The sequence below is a fragment of the Mesotoga sp. H07pep.5.4 genome (genome assembly GCF_003664935.1).
Taxonomy (GTDB): domain Bacteria; phylum Thermotogota; class Thermotogae; order Petrotogales; family Kosmotogaceae; genus Mesotoga; species Mesotoga prima.
The window spans coordinates 81,761-96,526 of the sequence record NZ_JFHM01000004.1 but is presented as its reverse complement, the minus strand read 5'-3'; the positions used below and the strand labels follow the sequence as shown (position 1 = coordinate 96,526).

19 protein-coding genes and 1 tRNA gene are annotated in these 14,766 nt (G+C 45.1%); 4 read left to right on the top strand and 16 right to left on the bottom strand.

Annotation, left to right across the window (positions count from 1 at the left end; all coding sequences use genetic code 11):
• Positions 1–9 precede the first annotated feature (9 nt).
• From ffh to Y696_RS01600, 15 genes are all read right to left on the bottom strand, one after another.
• Positions 10–1,326 carry a signal recognition particle protein gene (gene ffh / locus Y696_RS01670; RefSeq protein WP_121509679.1) on the bottom strand — a complete coding sequence of 439 codons (1,317 nt, stop codon included), beginning with the start codon at positions 1,324–1,326 and terminating at the stop codon, positions 10–12.
• 236 nt (positions 1,327–1,562) lie between these two features.
• On the bottom strand, positions 1,563–2,135 hold the full coding sequence (locus Y696_RS01665) for a thymidine kinase (RefSeq protein WP_014730169.1): 573 nt from the start codon (positions 2,133–2,135) through the stop codon (positions 1,563–1,565).
• A gap of 4 nt (positions 2,136–2,139) precedes the next feature.
• Positions 2,140–2,934 (bottom strand): carbohydrate kinase, encoded by a 795-nt coding sequence (locus Y696_RS01660; protein ID WP_121509678.1) that lies wholly within the window; start codon positions 2,932–2,934, stop codon positions 2,140–2,142.
• On the bottom strand, positions 2,903–3,541 hold the full coding sequence (upp, locus tag Y696_RS01655; protein ID WP_041928061.1) for a uracil phosphoribosyltransferase: 639 nt from the start codon (positions 3,539–3,541) through the stop codon (positions 2,903–2,905). The genes Y696_RS01660 and upp overlap by 32 nt, the downstream gene beginning before the upstream one ends.
• Positions 3,528–4,817 (bottom strand): serine hydroxymethyltransferase, encoded by a 1,290-nt coding sequence (glyA, locus tag Y696_RS01650; protein ID WP_121509677.1) that lies wholly within the window; start codon positions 4,815–4,817, stop codon positions 3,528–3,530. The genes upp and glyA overlap by 14 nt, the downstream gene beginning before the upstream one ends.
• 21 nt (positions 4,818–4,838) lie before the next feature.
• A complete protein-coding gene (mtnA, locus tag Y696_RS01645) occupies positions 4,839–5,885 on the bottom strand; it encodes an S-methyl-5-thioribose-1-phosphate isomerase (protein ID WP_014730166.1) in 1,047 nt (348 codons plus the stop codon).
• Positions 5,882–6,691, bottom strand: coding sequence for an Mrp/NBP35 family ATP-binding protein (locus tag Y696_RS01640; RefSeq protein WP_014730165.1), 810 nt, complete (start codon positions 6,689–6,691; stop codon positions 5,882–5,884). Before Y696_RS01640 ends, mtnA begins: the two co-directional genes overlap by 4 nt.
• A complete protein-coding gene (locus tag Y696_RS01635) occupies positions 6,688–7,110 on the bottom strand; it encodes an OsmC family protein (RefSeq protein WP_121509676.1) in 423 nt (140 codons plus the stop codon). The genes Y696_RS01640 and Y696_RS01635 overlap by 4 nt, the downstream gene beginning before the upstream one ends.
• 42 nt (positions 7,111–7,152) lie before the next feature.
• Positions 7,153–7,512 carry a 50S ribosomal protein L20 gene (gene rplT / locus Y696_RS01630; protein ID WP_099771804.1) on the bottom strand — a complete coding sequence of 120 codons (360 nt, stop codon included), beginning with the start codon at positions 7,510–7,512 and terminating at the stop codon, positions 7,153–7,155.
• 23 nt (positions 7,513–7,535) lie between these two features.
• Complete coding sequence (gene rpmI / locus Y696_RS01625) at positions 7,536–7,739, bottom strand: 50S ribosomal protein L35 (protein ID WP_006491740.1); 204 nt, start codon at positions 7,737–7,739, stop codon at positions 7,536–7,538.
• Positions 7,708–8,274 (bottom strand): translation initiation factor IF-3, encoded by a 567-nt coding sequence (gene infC, locus Y696_RS01620; protein ID WP_257212000.1) that lies wholly within the window; start codon positions 8,272–8,274, stop codon positions 7,708–7,710. The genes rpmI and infC overlap by 32 nt, the downstream gene beginning before the upstream one ends.
• 124 nt (positions 8,275–8,398) lie before the next feature.
• Positions 8,399–8,474 (bottom strand) — tRNA-Lys (locus Y696_RS01615).
• 49 nt (positions 8,475–8,523) lie between these two features.
• Complete coding sequence (locus Y696_RS01610) at positions 8,524–9,342, bottom strand: carbon-nitrogen hydrolase family protein (RefSeq protein ID WP_121509775.1); 819 nt, start codon at positions 9,340–9,342, stop codon at positions 8,524–8,526.
• Entirely contained in the window at positions 9,329–9,814 is a 486-nt protein-coding gene (locus Y696_RS01605; RefSeq protein WP_121509675.1) for a hypothetical protein, read from the bottom strand. The genes Y696_RS01610 and Y696_RS01605 overlap by 14 nt, the downstream gene beginning before the upstream one ends.
• Positions 9,814–10,530 carry a tetratricopeptide repeat protein gene (locus Y696_RS01600; protein WP_014730160.1) on the bottom strand — a complete coding sequence of 239 codons (717 nt, stop codon included), beginning with the start codon at positions 10,528–10,530 and terminating at the stop codon, positions 9,814–9,816. The genes Y696_RS01605 and Y696_RS01600 overlap by 1 nt, the downstream gene beginning before the upstream one ends.
• A gap of 82 nt (positions 10,531–10,612) precedes the next feature.
• Here Y696_RS01600 and thiI point away from each other — a divergent pair, with 82 nt between their 5' ends.
• The 4 genes from thiI to Y696_RS01580 are packed head-to-tail and all read left to right on the top strand — an operon-like array spanning position 10,613 to position 13,924.
• Positions 10,613–11,827: a tRNA uracil 4-sulfurtransferase ThiI gene (gene thiI, locus Y696_RS01595; RefSeq protein ID WP_014730159.1), complete on the top strand. Its 1,215-nt coding sequence runs from the start codon at positions 10,613–10,615 to the stop codon at positions 11,825–11,827.
• The gene (locus Y696_RS01590) at positions 11,802–12,554 is read left to right on the top strand and encodes a 1-acyl-sn-glycerol-3-phosphate acyltransferase (protein WP_006491732.1); all 753 of its coding nucleotides are present in this window, start codon (positions 11,802–11,804) and stop codon (positions 12,552–12,554) included. Before thiI ends, Y696_RS01590 begins: the two co-directional genes overlap by 26 nt.
• A gap of 10 nt (positions 12,555–12,564) precedes the next feature.
• Complete coding sequence (locus Y696_RS01585) at positions 12,565–13,098, top strand: bifunctional nuclease family protein (protein WP_006491731.1); 534 nt, start codon at positions 12,565–12,567, stop codon at positions 13,096–13,098.
• Positions 13,085–13,924, top strand: a complete 840-nt coding sequence (locus Y696_RS01580) for a polyprenyl synthetase family protein (RefSeq protein ID WP_099771801.1) — start codon at positions 13,085–13,087, stop codon at positions 13,922–13,924. Before Y696_RS01585 ends, Y696_RS01580 begins: the two co-directional genes overlap by 14 nt.
• A 1-nt stretch (position 13,925) precedes the next feature.
• Here Y696_RS01580 and Y696_RS01575 read toward each other — a convergent pair whose 3' ends face one another.
• Entirely contained in the window at positions 13,926–14,747 is an 822-nt protein-coding gene (locus Y696_RS01575; protein WP_259459823.1) for a serine/threonine-protein kinase, read from the bottom strand.
• Positions 14,748–14,766 lie beyond the last annotated feature (19 nt).

Here is a 14,766-nt window from a genome sequence, read left to right as displayed (position 1 = left end):
CTCTACTATCTAAAATGAAAATCCTTTCATACCTTTAAGTAGTTTCCCTTTTCTTCCGAACTGCTTCATCATACTCCTCATCTGATCGTACGACTTAAGGAGTTTGTTGACATCCTGAATAGTTGTTCCGCTACCTCTCGCTACTCTTTGCTTTCTAGAATAGTTCAGAAGCTTTGGATTCCTTCTCTCTTTAGATGTCATGGAGTGGATGATCGCCTCTGTTCTCTTCATGCTCTTTTCGCTTCCTGCAAGATCAACGTCTTTAGGGGCGCCAGGTATCATCTCCATGATGTCTGCAATCGACCCCAGCTTTTTTACTTCTTTCAGTTGATCAAGGAAGTCCTCAAGATCAAATTTGTTCTTGAGAAATTTCTCTTCCATTTCTTTGGCCTTTTCTTCGTCAATGTTATACTGTAGCTTATCGATGAGCGACAAAACATCGCCCATTCCCAGTATTCTTCCTGCAACTCTGTCTGGATGAAAGGCCTCAATACCGTCGGGCTTTTCCGAGATTCCAATGAACTTGACGGGTTTTCCCGTTACATGCCTTATTGAAAGAATTACTCCGCCTCTCGCGTCGCCATCAAGTTTTGTGACAACAAACCCGGAAAGCTCGAGCGCTTCGTTAAATGCCTTAGCTGAGTTCACGGCGTCCTGTCCAGTCATGGCATCAACAACCATTAATATCTCATCGGGCTTAACAGCGGAAACGATTTCCTTCAACTCTCTCATCATCGCATCGTCTATGTGAAGTCTACCCGCGGTGTCTAGAATCACCACATCATTTATGTTCCTAACCGCCTGCTGCATTGCTTCCTGAACTATCTTTGCGGGATTCTTTCTGTCGCCCGTGAAAACAGGCATATCAATCTGTTTTCCAAGTTGCATCAGCTGATCAATTGCCGCTGGTCTGTACACGTCCGCAGCTACAAGAAGAGGTTTTCGGCCTTCCTTTCTCAACAATGTACCCAGCTTGGCCGTAGTAGTCGTTTTCCCACTTCCCTGAAGACCCACCATCATTATCTTCGAAGGCTGGCTAGAAAGCTTCAACGGAACCGACTTCTCGCCAAGCATCTTGATCAGTTCGTCTCTGACAATCTTTATAAACTGCTGATCAGGCGTGAACGATTTCAGTACCTCTTCTCCAAGCGCCTTCTCAGTGATGCCGCCTATAAACTCCTTGACAACCTTATAGTTGACGTCCGCCTCCAGAAGCGACAACTTGACCTGCTTTACAGCATCTTCTATATTCTTCTCAGAGATTCTTCCCTTTCCACTTAGCAGCTTGAAAGCTCTGCCCAGCTTTTCCTGGAGATTCTCAAACATCTGAACACCTCCGCAGCTTGAAAAGTATACAACGGGCCAGCGTTTGTATGTTGAACTTATCTGAACAACAACAGCGATTATCGGGCAACTATATTAATTTTTAGTTACCGTGAAGGTATCAATATACTTAATTAATCTATGAATCTTCGAAGAAAGTGTTTCTAAGGATTAATGTCAGTCATCCATCTTGGCATCGGAGAATTCTATAAAAAAGACCAAAAGAGGAAAATAGCTTCTTAGCCCCAGTCTTTCGCATTCAGTTTTTTGTAACAATCTCTACAAACCGCGATGTATTTTTCCATACCACCTATATCTATTTCACTGTCAGTTGGACCTGAAATTCTGTGAGTAACGGTGGCATTGTACTCACCGCATATGTGACAGACAGCCTTCTTCTTTATCACCTCGTCTGCCGCAGCCATCAGATTCGCGGTTACGGCAAAAGGCCTGTGCTTGTAACTTAAATCGAGACCAACACAGAATACATCTACACCACTGAAGATTATCTCTTCTACAATGCGAAGGAGGTTTTCGTCAAAAAAGTTGATTTCATCAATAAAAATCGCGTCGAGTTTCCCCTTTTCCTTGGACACGATTTCCTTGATTTCGGAGGAATCGTAAACATTTATCGCTTCCGCCATCTGACCGGAGTGACTTACAACATGATCAGAAGAGTATCTGTCGTCTATTACTGGTTTAAAAACCTTTATTCGCTTCTTTCCAAGTGTGTAAATTTCAATCATGGAAAGAAGCGTCGAGGTCTTTCCCGAATACATTGGTCCCACTACGACCGTGAGCTTACCGGACATATCCTCAACCCCTTATCACGTAATTAAGACTGCTCCTTATCCCAAGCACAAACTGCTCGACCGACCTGGTCTGTGAGCAAAACTCTCCGCTTACCTTTACTGCTTCTCCAATAGCTTCTTCTGGAGATGCTCCATTCATGAGAAGCAGCGAAAAAACCGATCCAAATATATCCCCGCTTCCGAAACGATTCTTCCCAACCACGGGTGGCAAATAATCTTTACCAGCAAAGTAAACGCCCTTTTCTGAAGCCTTTATAATCAGGCGCCTGTCGCTTTTTTCAAATGACATGTACTCATTTGCCAGAATAAAATCATACTTCCCCAGTCCATCGAGACCTTTGAACTCATGAAAGGGAGATGGATCAACAACTTTGATCCTCGACTTCACCGAACTAATAACTGATGCCGCTTGCTGACCAATTTCCAGAGTACTGTAGACCAGATCGTACTCTTCATCGATCAGAATTCCTACCAGCTCTTGATTTACGTCGACAGGCTGAGGTTTCTGCACGGCAATGACATCGGAACCGCTGAAGAGAAAAATACCGTGTGCACAATCAGGCATAACGGGGACTGATCTGAAAGACCACCGATCAGAATCGCAAACACCAAAACAACTCAAAAATAGGACTTCAGCACCGAGTAACGAAAGACAGGTTGCCACATTGAATGCCGATCCTCCATCTGTCTTGACTATACTGGCTTTGTGACCGCTGCCCGATACTTCAACATCCTCTAGGTAACCTCCAAGAACCAGGGCCCTAAACTTACTTCGTTCTGTAAAGTCTGTCACCGGCATCTCCTAGACCCGGAATTATATAGGCATGGTCGTTGAGTCTTTCGTCGAGAGCAGCCGTAAAGATCTTCACGTCGGGATGATTCTTCTCAATGAATCTTACACCCTCCGGAGCAGCGATGAGACACATTAGCGAGATTTGTTTCGCCCCGGCTTTCTTCACTACTTTCAGAGCCCACGATGAGGACACTCCCGTTGCCAGCATAGGGTCTAGAACGAATAGCTGAGTATTTTCATCAACACTCGGAAGCTTTGAATAGTACTCCACCGGCTGTATTGTGTCGGGATCTCTATATATTCCGATGTATCCGACCGAAGCGTTGGGCATCAATGAAAGAACTCCTTCCACCATTCCCAGGCCGGCCCTGAGGATGGGAACGACCGTCACTTTCTTATCCTCTATACACTGGCCCACCATCTTCACCAGCGGTGTCTTGATTTCCTTATCGTACGTCGGTATATGTCTCGTCGCCTCATAAGTAAGGAGTAATGTGATTTCTTTTAAGAGCTCCCTGAATTCCTTCGGACCGGTCTGATCATCTCTCATTATTCCAAGCTTATGTTGAATAAGCGGATGGTTGACTACCGTAAGCTGGTCAAACACCTGCATCACTCCTGTGAATCAGATCTGAATAGAGTGGGAATTTGCTTGTTAGCGTCTTGACTTCCTCACTGATCTCTCTCACTTTTGTCTGTGAGATCTCTCCCTTTTCTCCCTCTATGCTCTCTAGAACTCGAATAATTAAATCGGCAATCAAGGGCATTTCTTTCTCAGTCATACCCCTTGTAGTAATCGCAGGAGTTCCGATCCTTATTCCACTGGTGACAAAAGGTGACCTGGTTTCTTTTGGGATAGTATTTTTGTTGACCGTAATGTCCGCTTTTTCCAGGGCCTTTTCCGCAGCTTTTCCAGTAACATTCATAGGATTCAGATCAACGAGGAACAGATGTGTGTCTGTACCCCCAGATACTATCCTAAGACCTTTTTCCTCAAGCGACTTCGCCAGTCTGCGAGTGTTGTAGATGATGTTCTGCTGATAAGCCTTGAATTCGTCTCTTAGAGCCTCGCCAAACGAAACTGCTTTTGATGCGATCACATGCATGAGCGGGCCACCTTGAGTACCCGGAAACACCATCTTGTCAACCGACTTTGCGATCTCCTCATTATTTGTGAGAATCATTCCCCCTCGCGGCCCTCTCAGGGTCTTGTGCGTCGTAGTCGTCACAACATGTGCAAAATCTAGGGGGTTAGGGTAAAGTCCTGCGGCTACAAGGCCGGCAAAGTGGGCCATATCTACCATCAGAACGGCGTGTACCTCGTCGGCAATATCTCTGAATTTTTTGAAATCGATTATTCGGGAATAAGCGCTTCCGCCGGCAACAATTACAGAAGGTTTAGCATCAAGAGCAACTTTCCTCACTTCATCATAGTCGATTACCTCGGTTTCCTCATTGACTCCATAAGAGACTGCATTGAAGAGTTTCCCGGAGAAATTGACCGGAGATCCATGAGTTAGATGGCCCCCGTGGCTCAAAGACATACCCATAATCGTATCGCCTGGCTTGGCAACTGCCAGATAAGCAGCCATGTTTGCCTGAGAACCCGAATGGGGCTGGACGTTGACAAACCCTGCATCAAAAAGTTTCTTGGCTCTCTCACGCGCCAGATCTTCAACTTCGTCAACGAAGACACATCCTCCGTAATACCTTCTGGAAGGATAACCCTCTGCGTATTTGTTCGTCATGACCGATCCCATTGCTTCCATTACAGCCCTGGAAACAAAATTCTCTGAAGCGATCAACTCAAGCCCGTTTCTCTGTCTTTCAAGCTCTTTGAACATTATGTCGAAGACTTGTTTATCAGTTTTCTCTAGAGATTCCCACATCCAAATAACCTCCTCCAGATTCTATTCAAACATTCCTCTCAGCGATACGTCATATGGCGGCCTCGCAATTCCCTTTTCCGTGATTATTCCTGTTATCAAACTCGATGGGGTTACATCAAATGCTGGATTCAAACACCTCACGCCTTCCGGCGCAATTTGTTGATTGCCTATGTGAGTTATCTCTCTATGGCTCCTCTCTTCTATCGGTATTTCTTCTCCAGAAGCGGTTGTGAGATCCACAGTGCTCAGTGGGGCAGCTATGTAGAAAGGAATCCCATGCCTCTGGGCAAGTATTGCAACGGAATACGTCCCAATTTTATTCGCGGCATCGCCATTAGCTGCAATTCTATCTGCTCCGACTAGAACCAGGTCAATGAATCCCTTCTTCATTACCCATCCTGCCATGTTGTCACATATTAGTGTCACGTCGATCCCTGATTTAATGAGTTCCCAGGCCGTCAACCGCGCTCCCTGAAGATAAGGGCGAGTTTCATCGGCGAAGATTTTGATTCTCTTACCCTGTTCCACAGCAGCTCGCATTACCCCGAGAGCCGTGCCGTAATCGACTGTTGCAAGAGCTCCGGCATTACAGTGAGTTAGAATTCCATCTCCATCTCTCACAACCGTTGCTCCATTTCTTCCTAACGATTTATTGATTTCTATATCCTCTTTTGCAATACTCAGGGCCGCTCGCTCGAGCGACTCGATGAGTTTCTTCCTTTCCAAACCCCAGTTAGAATTAAGAGCGTTTTCCATTCTGTCCAGGGCCCAAAAGAGGTTCACGGCTGTGGGCCTACTCTCGGAAAGCCTTTTCTTAACAGTTGTCATGTGATCCAACAAGACTTCATCGGAAGCATCCAGTACTTCCTTTGCACCTAGCAGATAACCGAAGGCTGCAGTGGCGCCTATTGCTGGAGCACCTCTGACTATCATTTCTCTTATCGCAACATATACTTCTTCATGGTTCCTGCATTCTACATACTCTTCTGCCGTAGGAAGCTTCCTCTGATCAATCATTTTCAGGCGGTCTTCGCTCCACTCAAGTGTCAAACTTTTGAAATGACTCACTGAACTTTCACCCTTTTCACTATCTCCCTCACTGTTTCGCGGTAAGCGGTTTCCAGCTCAGATCCTCTCATGTTAGTCACAATGCTTTTCCCGGTGTCTGAAAAACCTACGAGTGCGGGATCAAATGGAAGAGAACCGATAAGCGGAATGTTGAAGAGATTTTCAAGTTCCTTTCCTCCGCCCTCGCCAAAGAGTCTTATCACTTCTCCGCAGTGTGGGCACCTCAAATAAGACATATTCTCGACAATTCCAAGAATATCTCTGTGCATGGTCTTGACAAGATTAATCGCCCTCTTCACGTCCTGAACGGCAACTGCCTGGGGAGTAGTGACTACAACGGCCACAAGATCGGTTAGAGTCTGCAGAACGGTGAGCGGCTCGTCTCCCGTCCCTGGAGGAGAATCGATTACGAGAAAGTCTAGTTCACCCCACATAACATCCCCGAGAAACTGGTAGATCGCTGTCGTCTTCATCGGCCCACGCCAAATCACCGGAGCATCCTCTTCAACGAAACTTGAGATGCTAATAACCTTCAGGTTAGGCAGAGCCTCGGGAGGGAAAATCTGTCCTTCTACAACTTCGGGCTGCTTTTTCAGACCGACCATCCTCGCTACGTTGGGTCCATGGAGATCTATATCCATCAGACCGGTCTTGAAGCCTTCATCTGCCAAAGCTAGCGCTAGATTGACCGCGACCGTCGTCTTGCCAACTCCCCCCTTTCCAGACATAACGAGTATCTTATTCTTTATTGACTTAACGTTGTCTCTTATGGTTTCCATTCTCTCTGCCATTTCTTTTGGATTCACTTTTCTTCACCTTCATATTCAATTCTCATTGACATATCAGCCGTTTTGCCAAGCATAGCCGAGACAGAACAGTATCTTTCCTGAGAGAGGGTAACCGCCTTTTCTATCTTATCCTTCGGTAGATTCTTACCCGAGAAGTGATATACGAGTTCGATGCTCGTGAATACTTTCGGATGTTCCTTTGCATACTCATAATTTGCAGAAATCCAGTACTCGTAGTCCGTAACCTTCATCTTGGAGAGAATCGAAACTACATCCATTGAAGTGCAACCCATCAGCGCGGCCATTACCATCTCCATTGGAGCTGGCGCCGATCCATCGCCTCCAGAACTTTCATTTGCATCCATATGTATATCATGGCCAGAAGGAGTCTTTGCATAGAAGGCCATCTTTCCTATTCTCCTTGCAGAGTATTCCATCTTCCTTCATCTCCCTTCAAAAAAAAAGGGCCTGAGCCCCTTTTAATTTCCATTCAACGCCGATTTGGCGATTTCACAATACTCCTTGAACGTTCCAAAATCGTTGACTGCAAGATCGGCAAGCATTTTTCTGTTTATGTTTACTCCTGCAATCTTCAAACCATGAATCAGATCGTTGTACTTAGTTCCTGCGATTCTTGCGCCAGCATTTATTCTAGTAATCCAGAGCTTCCTGAAATCTCTCTTTCTTACTTTCCTTCCTGCGTACGCGTACACTCCGGATCTTATGTAGTACTGCTTTGCAAGTCTGTACCTTCTACTGAGGGCACCTCTGTATCCTTTAGCGGCTTTCAAATATCTCAGCTTTTTCTTCTTAGAGTTTACTCCACCTTTTACACGCATCTAAATCTCACCTCACAACAGGGTCAAATGCCCAGGCTTTTCTTAACTTTCTTCTCATATCCGCCCTCGACCAGTTTCCACTTTCTGGCCTCACGACGGCTGCTTTCGCTCTTCTTACCGGTATTATGGCCAGTTCCAGACTGATTTCTCATGATCTTTCCACTACCGGTCACCTTATACCTTTTGGCACTTGCCTTATGAGTCTTCATTTTTACTTTGTTGCCCATTATCTTTACCTCCTTGAGGAGTTGTCTTTGGCTTAAGGATCATCCACATATCTCTCCCCTCCAGCTTTGGAGGCCGATCGATATCGGAAATCTGCTGAAGCTGATCTGCAACTCGTTCGAGAATCTCTCTCCCTTTATCTGAAAAGACAATTTCCCTTCCTCTGAACATAATTACCACTCTTACTTTGCTTCCCTTTTCAAGAAACTCTTTGATCCTGTTCGTCTTGGTCTGGAAATCGTGTTCATCGATTCTAATCCTGAACTTCATCTCTTTAAGCTGGGACTGCTTAGTTTTCTTCTTCGCTTCCTTCTTGCGCTTGTCTTTTTCGTACTTGTACTTCCCGTAATCCATGATCCTTGCGACTGGCGGATTCGCCGCAGGTGCTACAAGAACAAGATCCAGTCCCTTTTCTCTGGCAATTCTCAAAGCTTCTGACGTCTGGACTACCCCAAGCTGTTCGCCGTTCATGTCAACAAGTCTAACCGTCTTCGTCATTATTTCGTTGTTCTTCGGAGTTGAGTCACCTCTTGCGATACTACATCACCTCTCAAAAAAAATTGGCGGAAAATCCCGCCATGTCAATAACCCTTCTTTCAGGTATCGACCCCTCAACCTTAGGGCGGGGGTGGGAGAACTTCTCCACTTAATCTTCTCACTCTGGTGAGCCGTGCAGGGATCGAACCTGCAACCTATTGATTAAGAATCAATCGCTCTGCCTGCTGAGCTAACGGCCCACTAACGGTATTTATTCTATCTCATGCGAATGAACCTGTCAACCGGGTTTCAACGGTAAAGATCGTCTCTAAAGTTGGAGAAATAACCGTGTGAATCACGGCTCTCTCCGAATCGATACTTCTTGACCAGCCCAATGTCGATCTCGGCAGAAGCAAAACCTTCGGCTCCTCCGCAATCTACAATAATCTCGCCTGAAGGTGAGATTATTCTGCTTCCTCCAACAAAGTTCATTGTCTTATTTGTACCGCACTGGCTAGAGGCGACCAGGAAGCATCCATTCTCTATTGAGCGGGCTCTGGTTGCTGTCTCAAAGATCAATTTCCTTTCCCTTCCAAAGGCAAATGGAACCAGGAGAACCTCTGCCCCCTGTTTACATAGCTTTCTTGAGATCTCTGGAAACCCTATTTCGTAACACATAAGCACTCCGAACTGGATTCCAGAGAACTCGAAAGTCTTGAATTCACTACCGGGAGTGAAGACTTTCTTTTCATCGCGGAAAAGGTGGGTTTTGTTGTAGTAAATCGGTTCTAGATAAGGCAACATTATGACAGTAGAGTTGAAAAAACCTCCGTTCGTTTCGTTTGCGATTCCACCTACAACTGCAATATCATTGTAGTCTGCAAGAGCAGAGAGAACCTCCACGGTCTCTTCTTGCATTTCAGAGGCATTGCTTATAGTCGCCTCATCTGTGCCGTACCCGCTGTTGAACATCTCGGGGAGAAGAACAAGATCTACATTTTCTTCAACGAGACTCTCTATGTAACTGGTAATCTTCTCCAGATTCTCCCCAGGGGCATCATTATCGGCTCTGAATTGAACAATCCCAATTTTGATCTTTCCCGTGTTACCCATTTCAGCCTTCACCATCCTGTTCAAAGGGACTTCTAACTAATGGCTTGTAGATTCTCCTGATGTCTTGAAACGCAACAAGAGCGATCAATGCAATACCAAGGATCAAACCGCCGCTTCCAAGTCGCATCCATGCAATTCTGCTTAACGCAGTTCCAACCAGAATCCAGTATCCCAGGGAAAGGACGACCGATAGAGATCTTCTGTGGTGAAAAAGCCCATAGAACCCCGAGACTCCCTGTGCTACTGCAAGGATTACAACTTCGCTTCTGTAAACCATGCCTGCCGTGTCTTGAAAATAGCCAAATAGAATTACAACATAGAACAAAGTAAGCGTCAAATTCTGAATCCTGGCAACCCGCTCAGTTTTGCTACCGAGGATCACTCCGATCAGGACCAGGGAAACCACAATCGCCGAGAGCATAATAGAATAGTTCAGGAATGGCATGATAAAGAGAAGAAACAGAGAAAAAATTATCCTGTATATCATCAGTAACCGTTATCTTCCAGCCACTTCTGAGCGTTTTCTTTTGCTTCCTGACCTTGAACGATAAAATCGGGCTGGAGTTCGAGTTCAAGTACCTTTCTGTAATACTGGGCCGCCAGATCCTTCTTCTTCCAAACCTGATAAAGCACCGCCAACTCATAATAGCTGTTGAGATATCCCGGATCGTTTTCGATAGCCTTCATGAACCGCTCTTCCGACTTCCCGTAATTTCTGTACGGCCAGGGTGTATCACGATCCCTCATGCCCTTAGCAATGAATGGGAATGGGCTATCAGGCATCAGTTCCATTGCTTTGTCAATACTCTTGTCGAAATCCGATATGAGAAACATGGACTGAATTATTCCTGCCATCTGAGCGAGTTGTCCTATTGCCGCTCCCTTAACATAGTAGGCCATTCCATATGAGTCATCCATTTTTATTGCCTGTTCTGCAAGCTCTCTTGCCTTGTTATAATGAGTCTCTCTTGTCTTCTTATCCTCTATCCAGTTCGCGTATTCCCGGTGACAATCCGCGAGAAGAGTGAGGATTTCTATATCTTCCAGGTCCTCAGACTCAAGTTTTTCAATGAACTCGGCCATCATTTCGGTGTCTTCCATGGCCCTTATTTGAACAAACTCGGAAAGCAACGCTTCGTATTCAGAAGCAAAGAAAACCGATGAAAAGACAATCAAAAAAATGATCACAAGCATTTTCTTCATAAAACAGCACACCTCCAAACGAAGATTGTATGATAGGAATATTATATAACTACATGAGGGAAAGATTGACGGAGGTAGGTTAATGAATAGATTTGTTGTGGTCAGGTATGGAGAAATCGCTCTGAAGAAAGGGAACAGAAAGCTTTTCGAGAAAGTCCTCGTAAACAACATAAAGAGGCAACTGGGAAGATCGACAGTCGAAAGAATCAGAGGACGGATAATCGTCTCTGTTCCCTCAGAGAGACTAAGATCGTCGATAGAAATAATGTCCAGAACGTTTGGCATACAGAACTTCAGTGTCGGAACATGGACTTCCTATGATCTGGAAGATATTTACCTGACCTCGGTCGATCTTGCAAAGGATGAAATGAAGAGAGGAAGAAAGACTTTCAAGGTTGAAACCCGGAGACTGGACAAGAGATTTCCTCTAAAAAGCGTTGAGCTGAATCCCCTCGTTGGGGAGAGAATTCTCGAAGAACTCCCTGAAACGAGTGTAGATATTCACAATCCTGAATTCAAGATAGAGATTGAGATAAGGGATGAAGGAGTGCTGATCTCGAGTGGGAAGACAACAGCAAGCGGAGGTCTTCCCGTTGGAGTTAGCGGTAGGGCTTTGTTGCTGCTTTCGGGCGGAATTGATAGCCCTGTAGCAGGGTGGCTGGCTCAAAAGAGGGGGTTGGATCTCGATGCAATACACTTCTCCAGTCCTCCTTACACCGGAGAAAGATCATTTGACAAAGTTCTGTCACTAGCGAAAACTCTCTCAATCTATAACGGTGGAAGAGAGTTCAGGCTATATTCCATGCATTTTACCGACGCTCAGATTGCAGTCCATAAACACGTTGAAGAAAGATATAGCCTGGTCTGCCAGAGAAGACTGATGATGAAAATCGCAAGTAAGATAGCAGAAGCTCAAAGAATAATCGCAATCGTTACGGGAGAGAACCTGGGCCAGGTTGCAAGTCAGACCCTTGAAAACTTGAGAGTTATCGAAGAACAGACTGAGCTAATAGTGCTCAGGCCGCTACTATCTTACGATAAAATCGAGACAATAGAGCTCGCGAAACAAATAGGCACGTTTGAAACGTCGATTTTGCCATACGAAGATTGTTGTACTGTTTTTGTTCCCTCGAATCCAGTAACAAAGGCGAGGCTTTTCGACATAAATCGGGTCGAAGCTGGACTAGACCTGGAATGTCTTGCAAAAGATATAATTGAAAAGTCCAAGATGTACCGGATAAAGAATGGCGATATACTGGAGGTAAAGAGCATTGAGATTCCTGAAGAAGCTTCTTAGCTTACTCGTAACTGTCTGGATTGCCGTGCTCGGAGTTCTCTACATCTGTGTTTATGGCGGTATAGTCATTCTAATTGGAAATGTGATCGGGAAATTCAAAGGGAAGAAAGAGAGAAAGACCTTCATTTCAAGAGAGGTCTCTAGATTCGGCAGGGCGGCTTTCGTGCTTTCGGGGTCAAGAGTAAGGTTGTCTGGTAAGGAAAACGTTCCAGAGACTGGCCCCATGGTTATCGTCGCAAATCATCAAAGCGCATTCGATATACCTCTTATACCCGGCTACGTCTACCCAGAGATAGCTTTCATTGCAAAAAAAGAGCTCTCAAAGATTCCTGGCATAAGCTGGTTCATAAGCGCGCTGGACGGAGTATACATTGAAAGAGGAAACAGATTACAAACGGCCGGCGCAATGAGGAAAATATTCAGAATTCTGAAAGAGGACGGAACGATTCTTCTTTTTCCAGAAGGGACACGAAGCGAGGCCGGTGAAATTGGGAAATTCAAAGAAGGGAGTCTATCAATTCCCTATAAACTTGGTGTGAAGGTCCTCCCCGTGGCACTTGACGGAACACGCAATCTTCTCAGGAAGAACAGCTTTCTGATCACACCTTCGAGAATCTCTCTTTCTGTTTGCAAACCTATCCTTCCCCAAGATTTCAATTCCGAGGAAGACTTCAGCGGAGAAGTCTATAATATAATTAAGGCAGCTTTGGAATCAATGAGAAATTGAGGTGGGTTCTATGTTACAGGTAAGACTGAGGGGCCTTGCTCTTGACCAGAGTAATTCCCCGGTGGTAATACTTGAAGTTGAAAAGACTAACAAAGGTTTCGGAATATGGATCGGACCGTTCGAGGCCGAAGCTCTTGCCCTCGCGATTAGCGGAAAGGACTTCCCAAGGCCCTTAACATATGACCTATTTGTAAATACGGTTACTCAACTTGGCGGGGTATTTGAAAAGGCGGTGATCGGACAGGTTAAAGACAATGTTTATTACGCTTCTCTGCACTTGCAGGATAGAAGCGGACAGCTTTACGTTGTCGATGCACGTCCTTCCGATTGTCTTGTGCTTGCCGTCAAAAAGGGCTTCCCGATTTTTGTAGAAGATTCGGTGTTTAAAGAGAGTTCGATCGACCTAAGCAATCTACAGACCGACGCGCTTCAGCACGGCCAGGAAGAAGATACTGAGGGTTTCAAGAAGTTTGTCGAGAATCTCGATATCGAAGAGCTGAAAAAACATTTTAGGAGCAAGGAAGACGATAGTGAAACTAGCTGAATTCTCTCCCTTTTTCAATTGCAAACTCAAGAACTTTCTGGACGAACTCCACATATCCAAGCCTTTCAAAGATGTCGTCAGCTATACTCCGCTGGCTGGAGGCAAGAGGCTCAGGGCATATCTAATCTGGGAACTTTCCAGGTACACGGGGTTTGGAGAGGAAAACGCTTTGAAGGCTGGAATTGCCGTTGAGCTGTTTCACAGCGGGAGCCTGATTCACGATGATCTACCTGCCATAGATAACGACACTATTCGGCGAGGCCTGCCATCAAGTCATATCAAATTCGGTGAATCCAAGGCAATACTTGCGGGAGATTTTCTTATGCTTTTTCCAGGCAGGGTCTTTTCCTCCCTTGATCTTGAAACCAGATACATTCATCCCATTCTAGAGCTGTGGCAAGAGACATCACTTAAAGTTGTAGAGGGTGAATTCGATGACGTCTTTCCAGAAGACGAATCCATAGAACAGATGGAAAGGATCCATGCTGCAAAGACAGGAGCTCTTTTTGGCTTCTGCTTCGCTGCCCCCTTCATAAGAGAGAAAAGAGAAAAGATAGACGAGATGTACAAACTCGGTGTGAGATTCGGAAAACTCTTCCAAATGATGGACGACATAAAGGACGTCATTTCTACCGAAAGTGAACTTGGAAAGACACCCGGAAAAGATGGGAAACAGAATAGACTGACTATTCTATCCTTCGAGTCTCTTGAGGAGGCCCAGATAGAGGTCAAGGAGTCGTTTCATTCGATTCTCGGAGAAATAGACTCTTTTACCGACCTCAAGAAAGAGATGAGAGATATATACTATCTGATTGCCAGAAGATAAATTAAAATCCAAATAGCCTCGCCCTCAACGCTTTTCTGAAGTGATCGGCGTCTGTGTACCTCTTGTCTGCAACTAGAGACATTGACTTTTCCAGAATTCTTCGTGCCTTCCTGGGGAATAGATCTAAGACAAGTGGAATTCCCTTAATCCTCTCTGTCGAAGGAATAGGATCCTCTCCACTCAGGAGAAAGAAAAGGATACCTCCTACGGAATAGACGTCCCATGAATAGCTTGGAGTTGAAGAAGATAAGAATTTCTCGGGACAGGTGTAACTCAAAGAAACAACCTTAGAAAGTGAATTCATCAAGTAAACATCTTTCAAACAGGCTGCGCCGAAATCCATGACCTTTATTTTTCCTTCATCTGTAAGCATGACGTTGGTCGGCTTTAAGTCACCATGAATGTAACCTCTTTCATGGATCGAGGACACACCCTTAAGGATTTCATCGATGATTTCTAGAGCTTCAGACTCATCAACAACTCCATCGGACTTCACCGAGTCTCTTAATGTTCTTCCGCTTATAAATTCCATAACATAGTAAGCTGTGTTGTTCTCCGTAAAAAGATCAAGTACCTTCACGACCCTATCATCGTCGATTTTAGACATGATTGTGAATTCTTCTGAAAAAGAAGAAAGCCTTTCGAAATAGGCTTCCTTCAGATCGCTGCTTATGGGTTTAACGAAATTACCTTCCCTTTCTGCACCTCTTGGAAAGAACTCCTTAACAGCCACGCTATTTCCGGTATGGAAGTCTGAGCATAAATAGGTCATGCCAAAACCGCCCCTTCCAAGGGGCTCGATAATTCTGTAACGTTTTTTCAAGATTGTTCCTTCGTTGAGG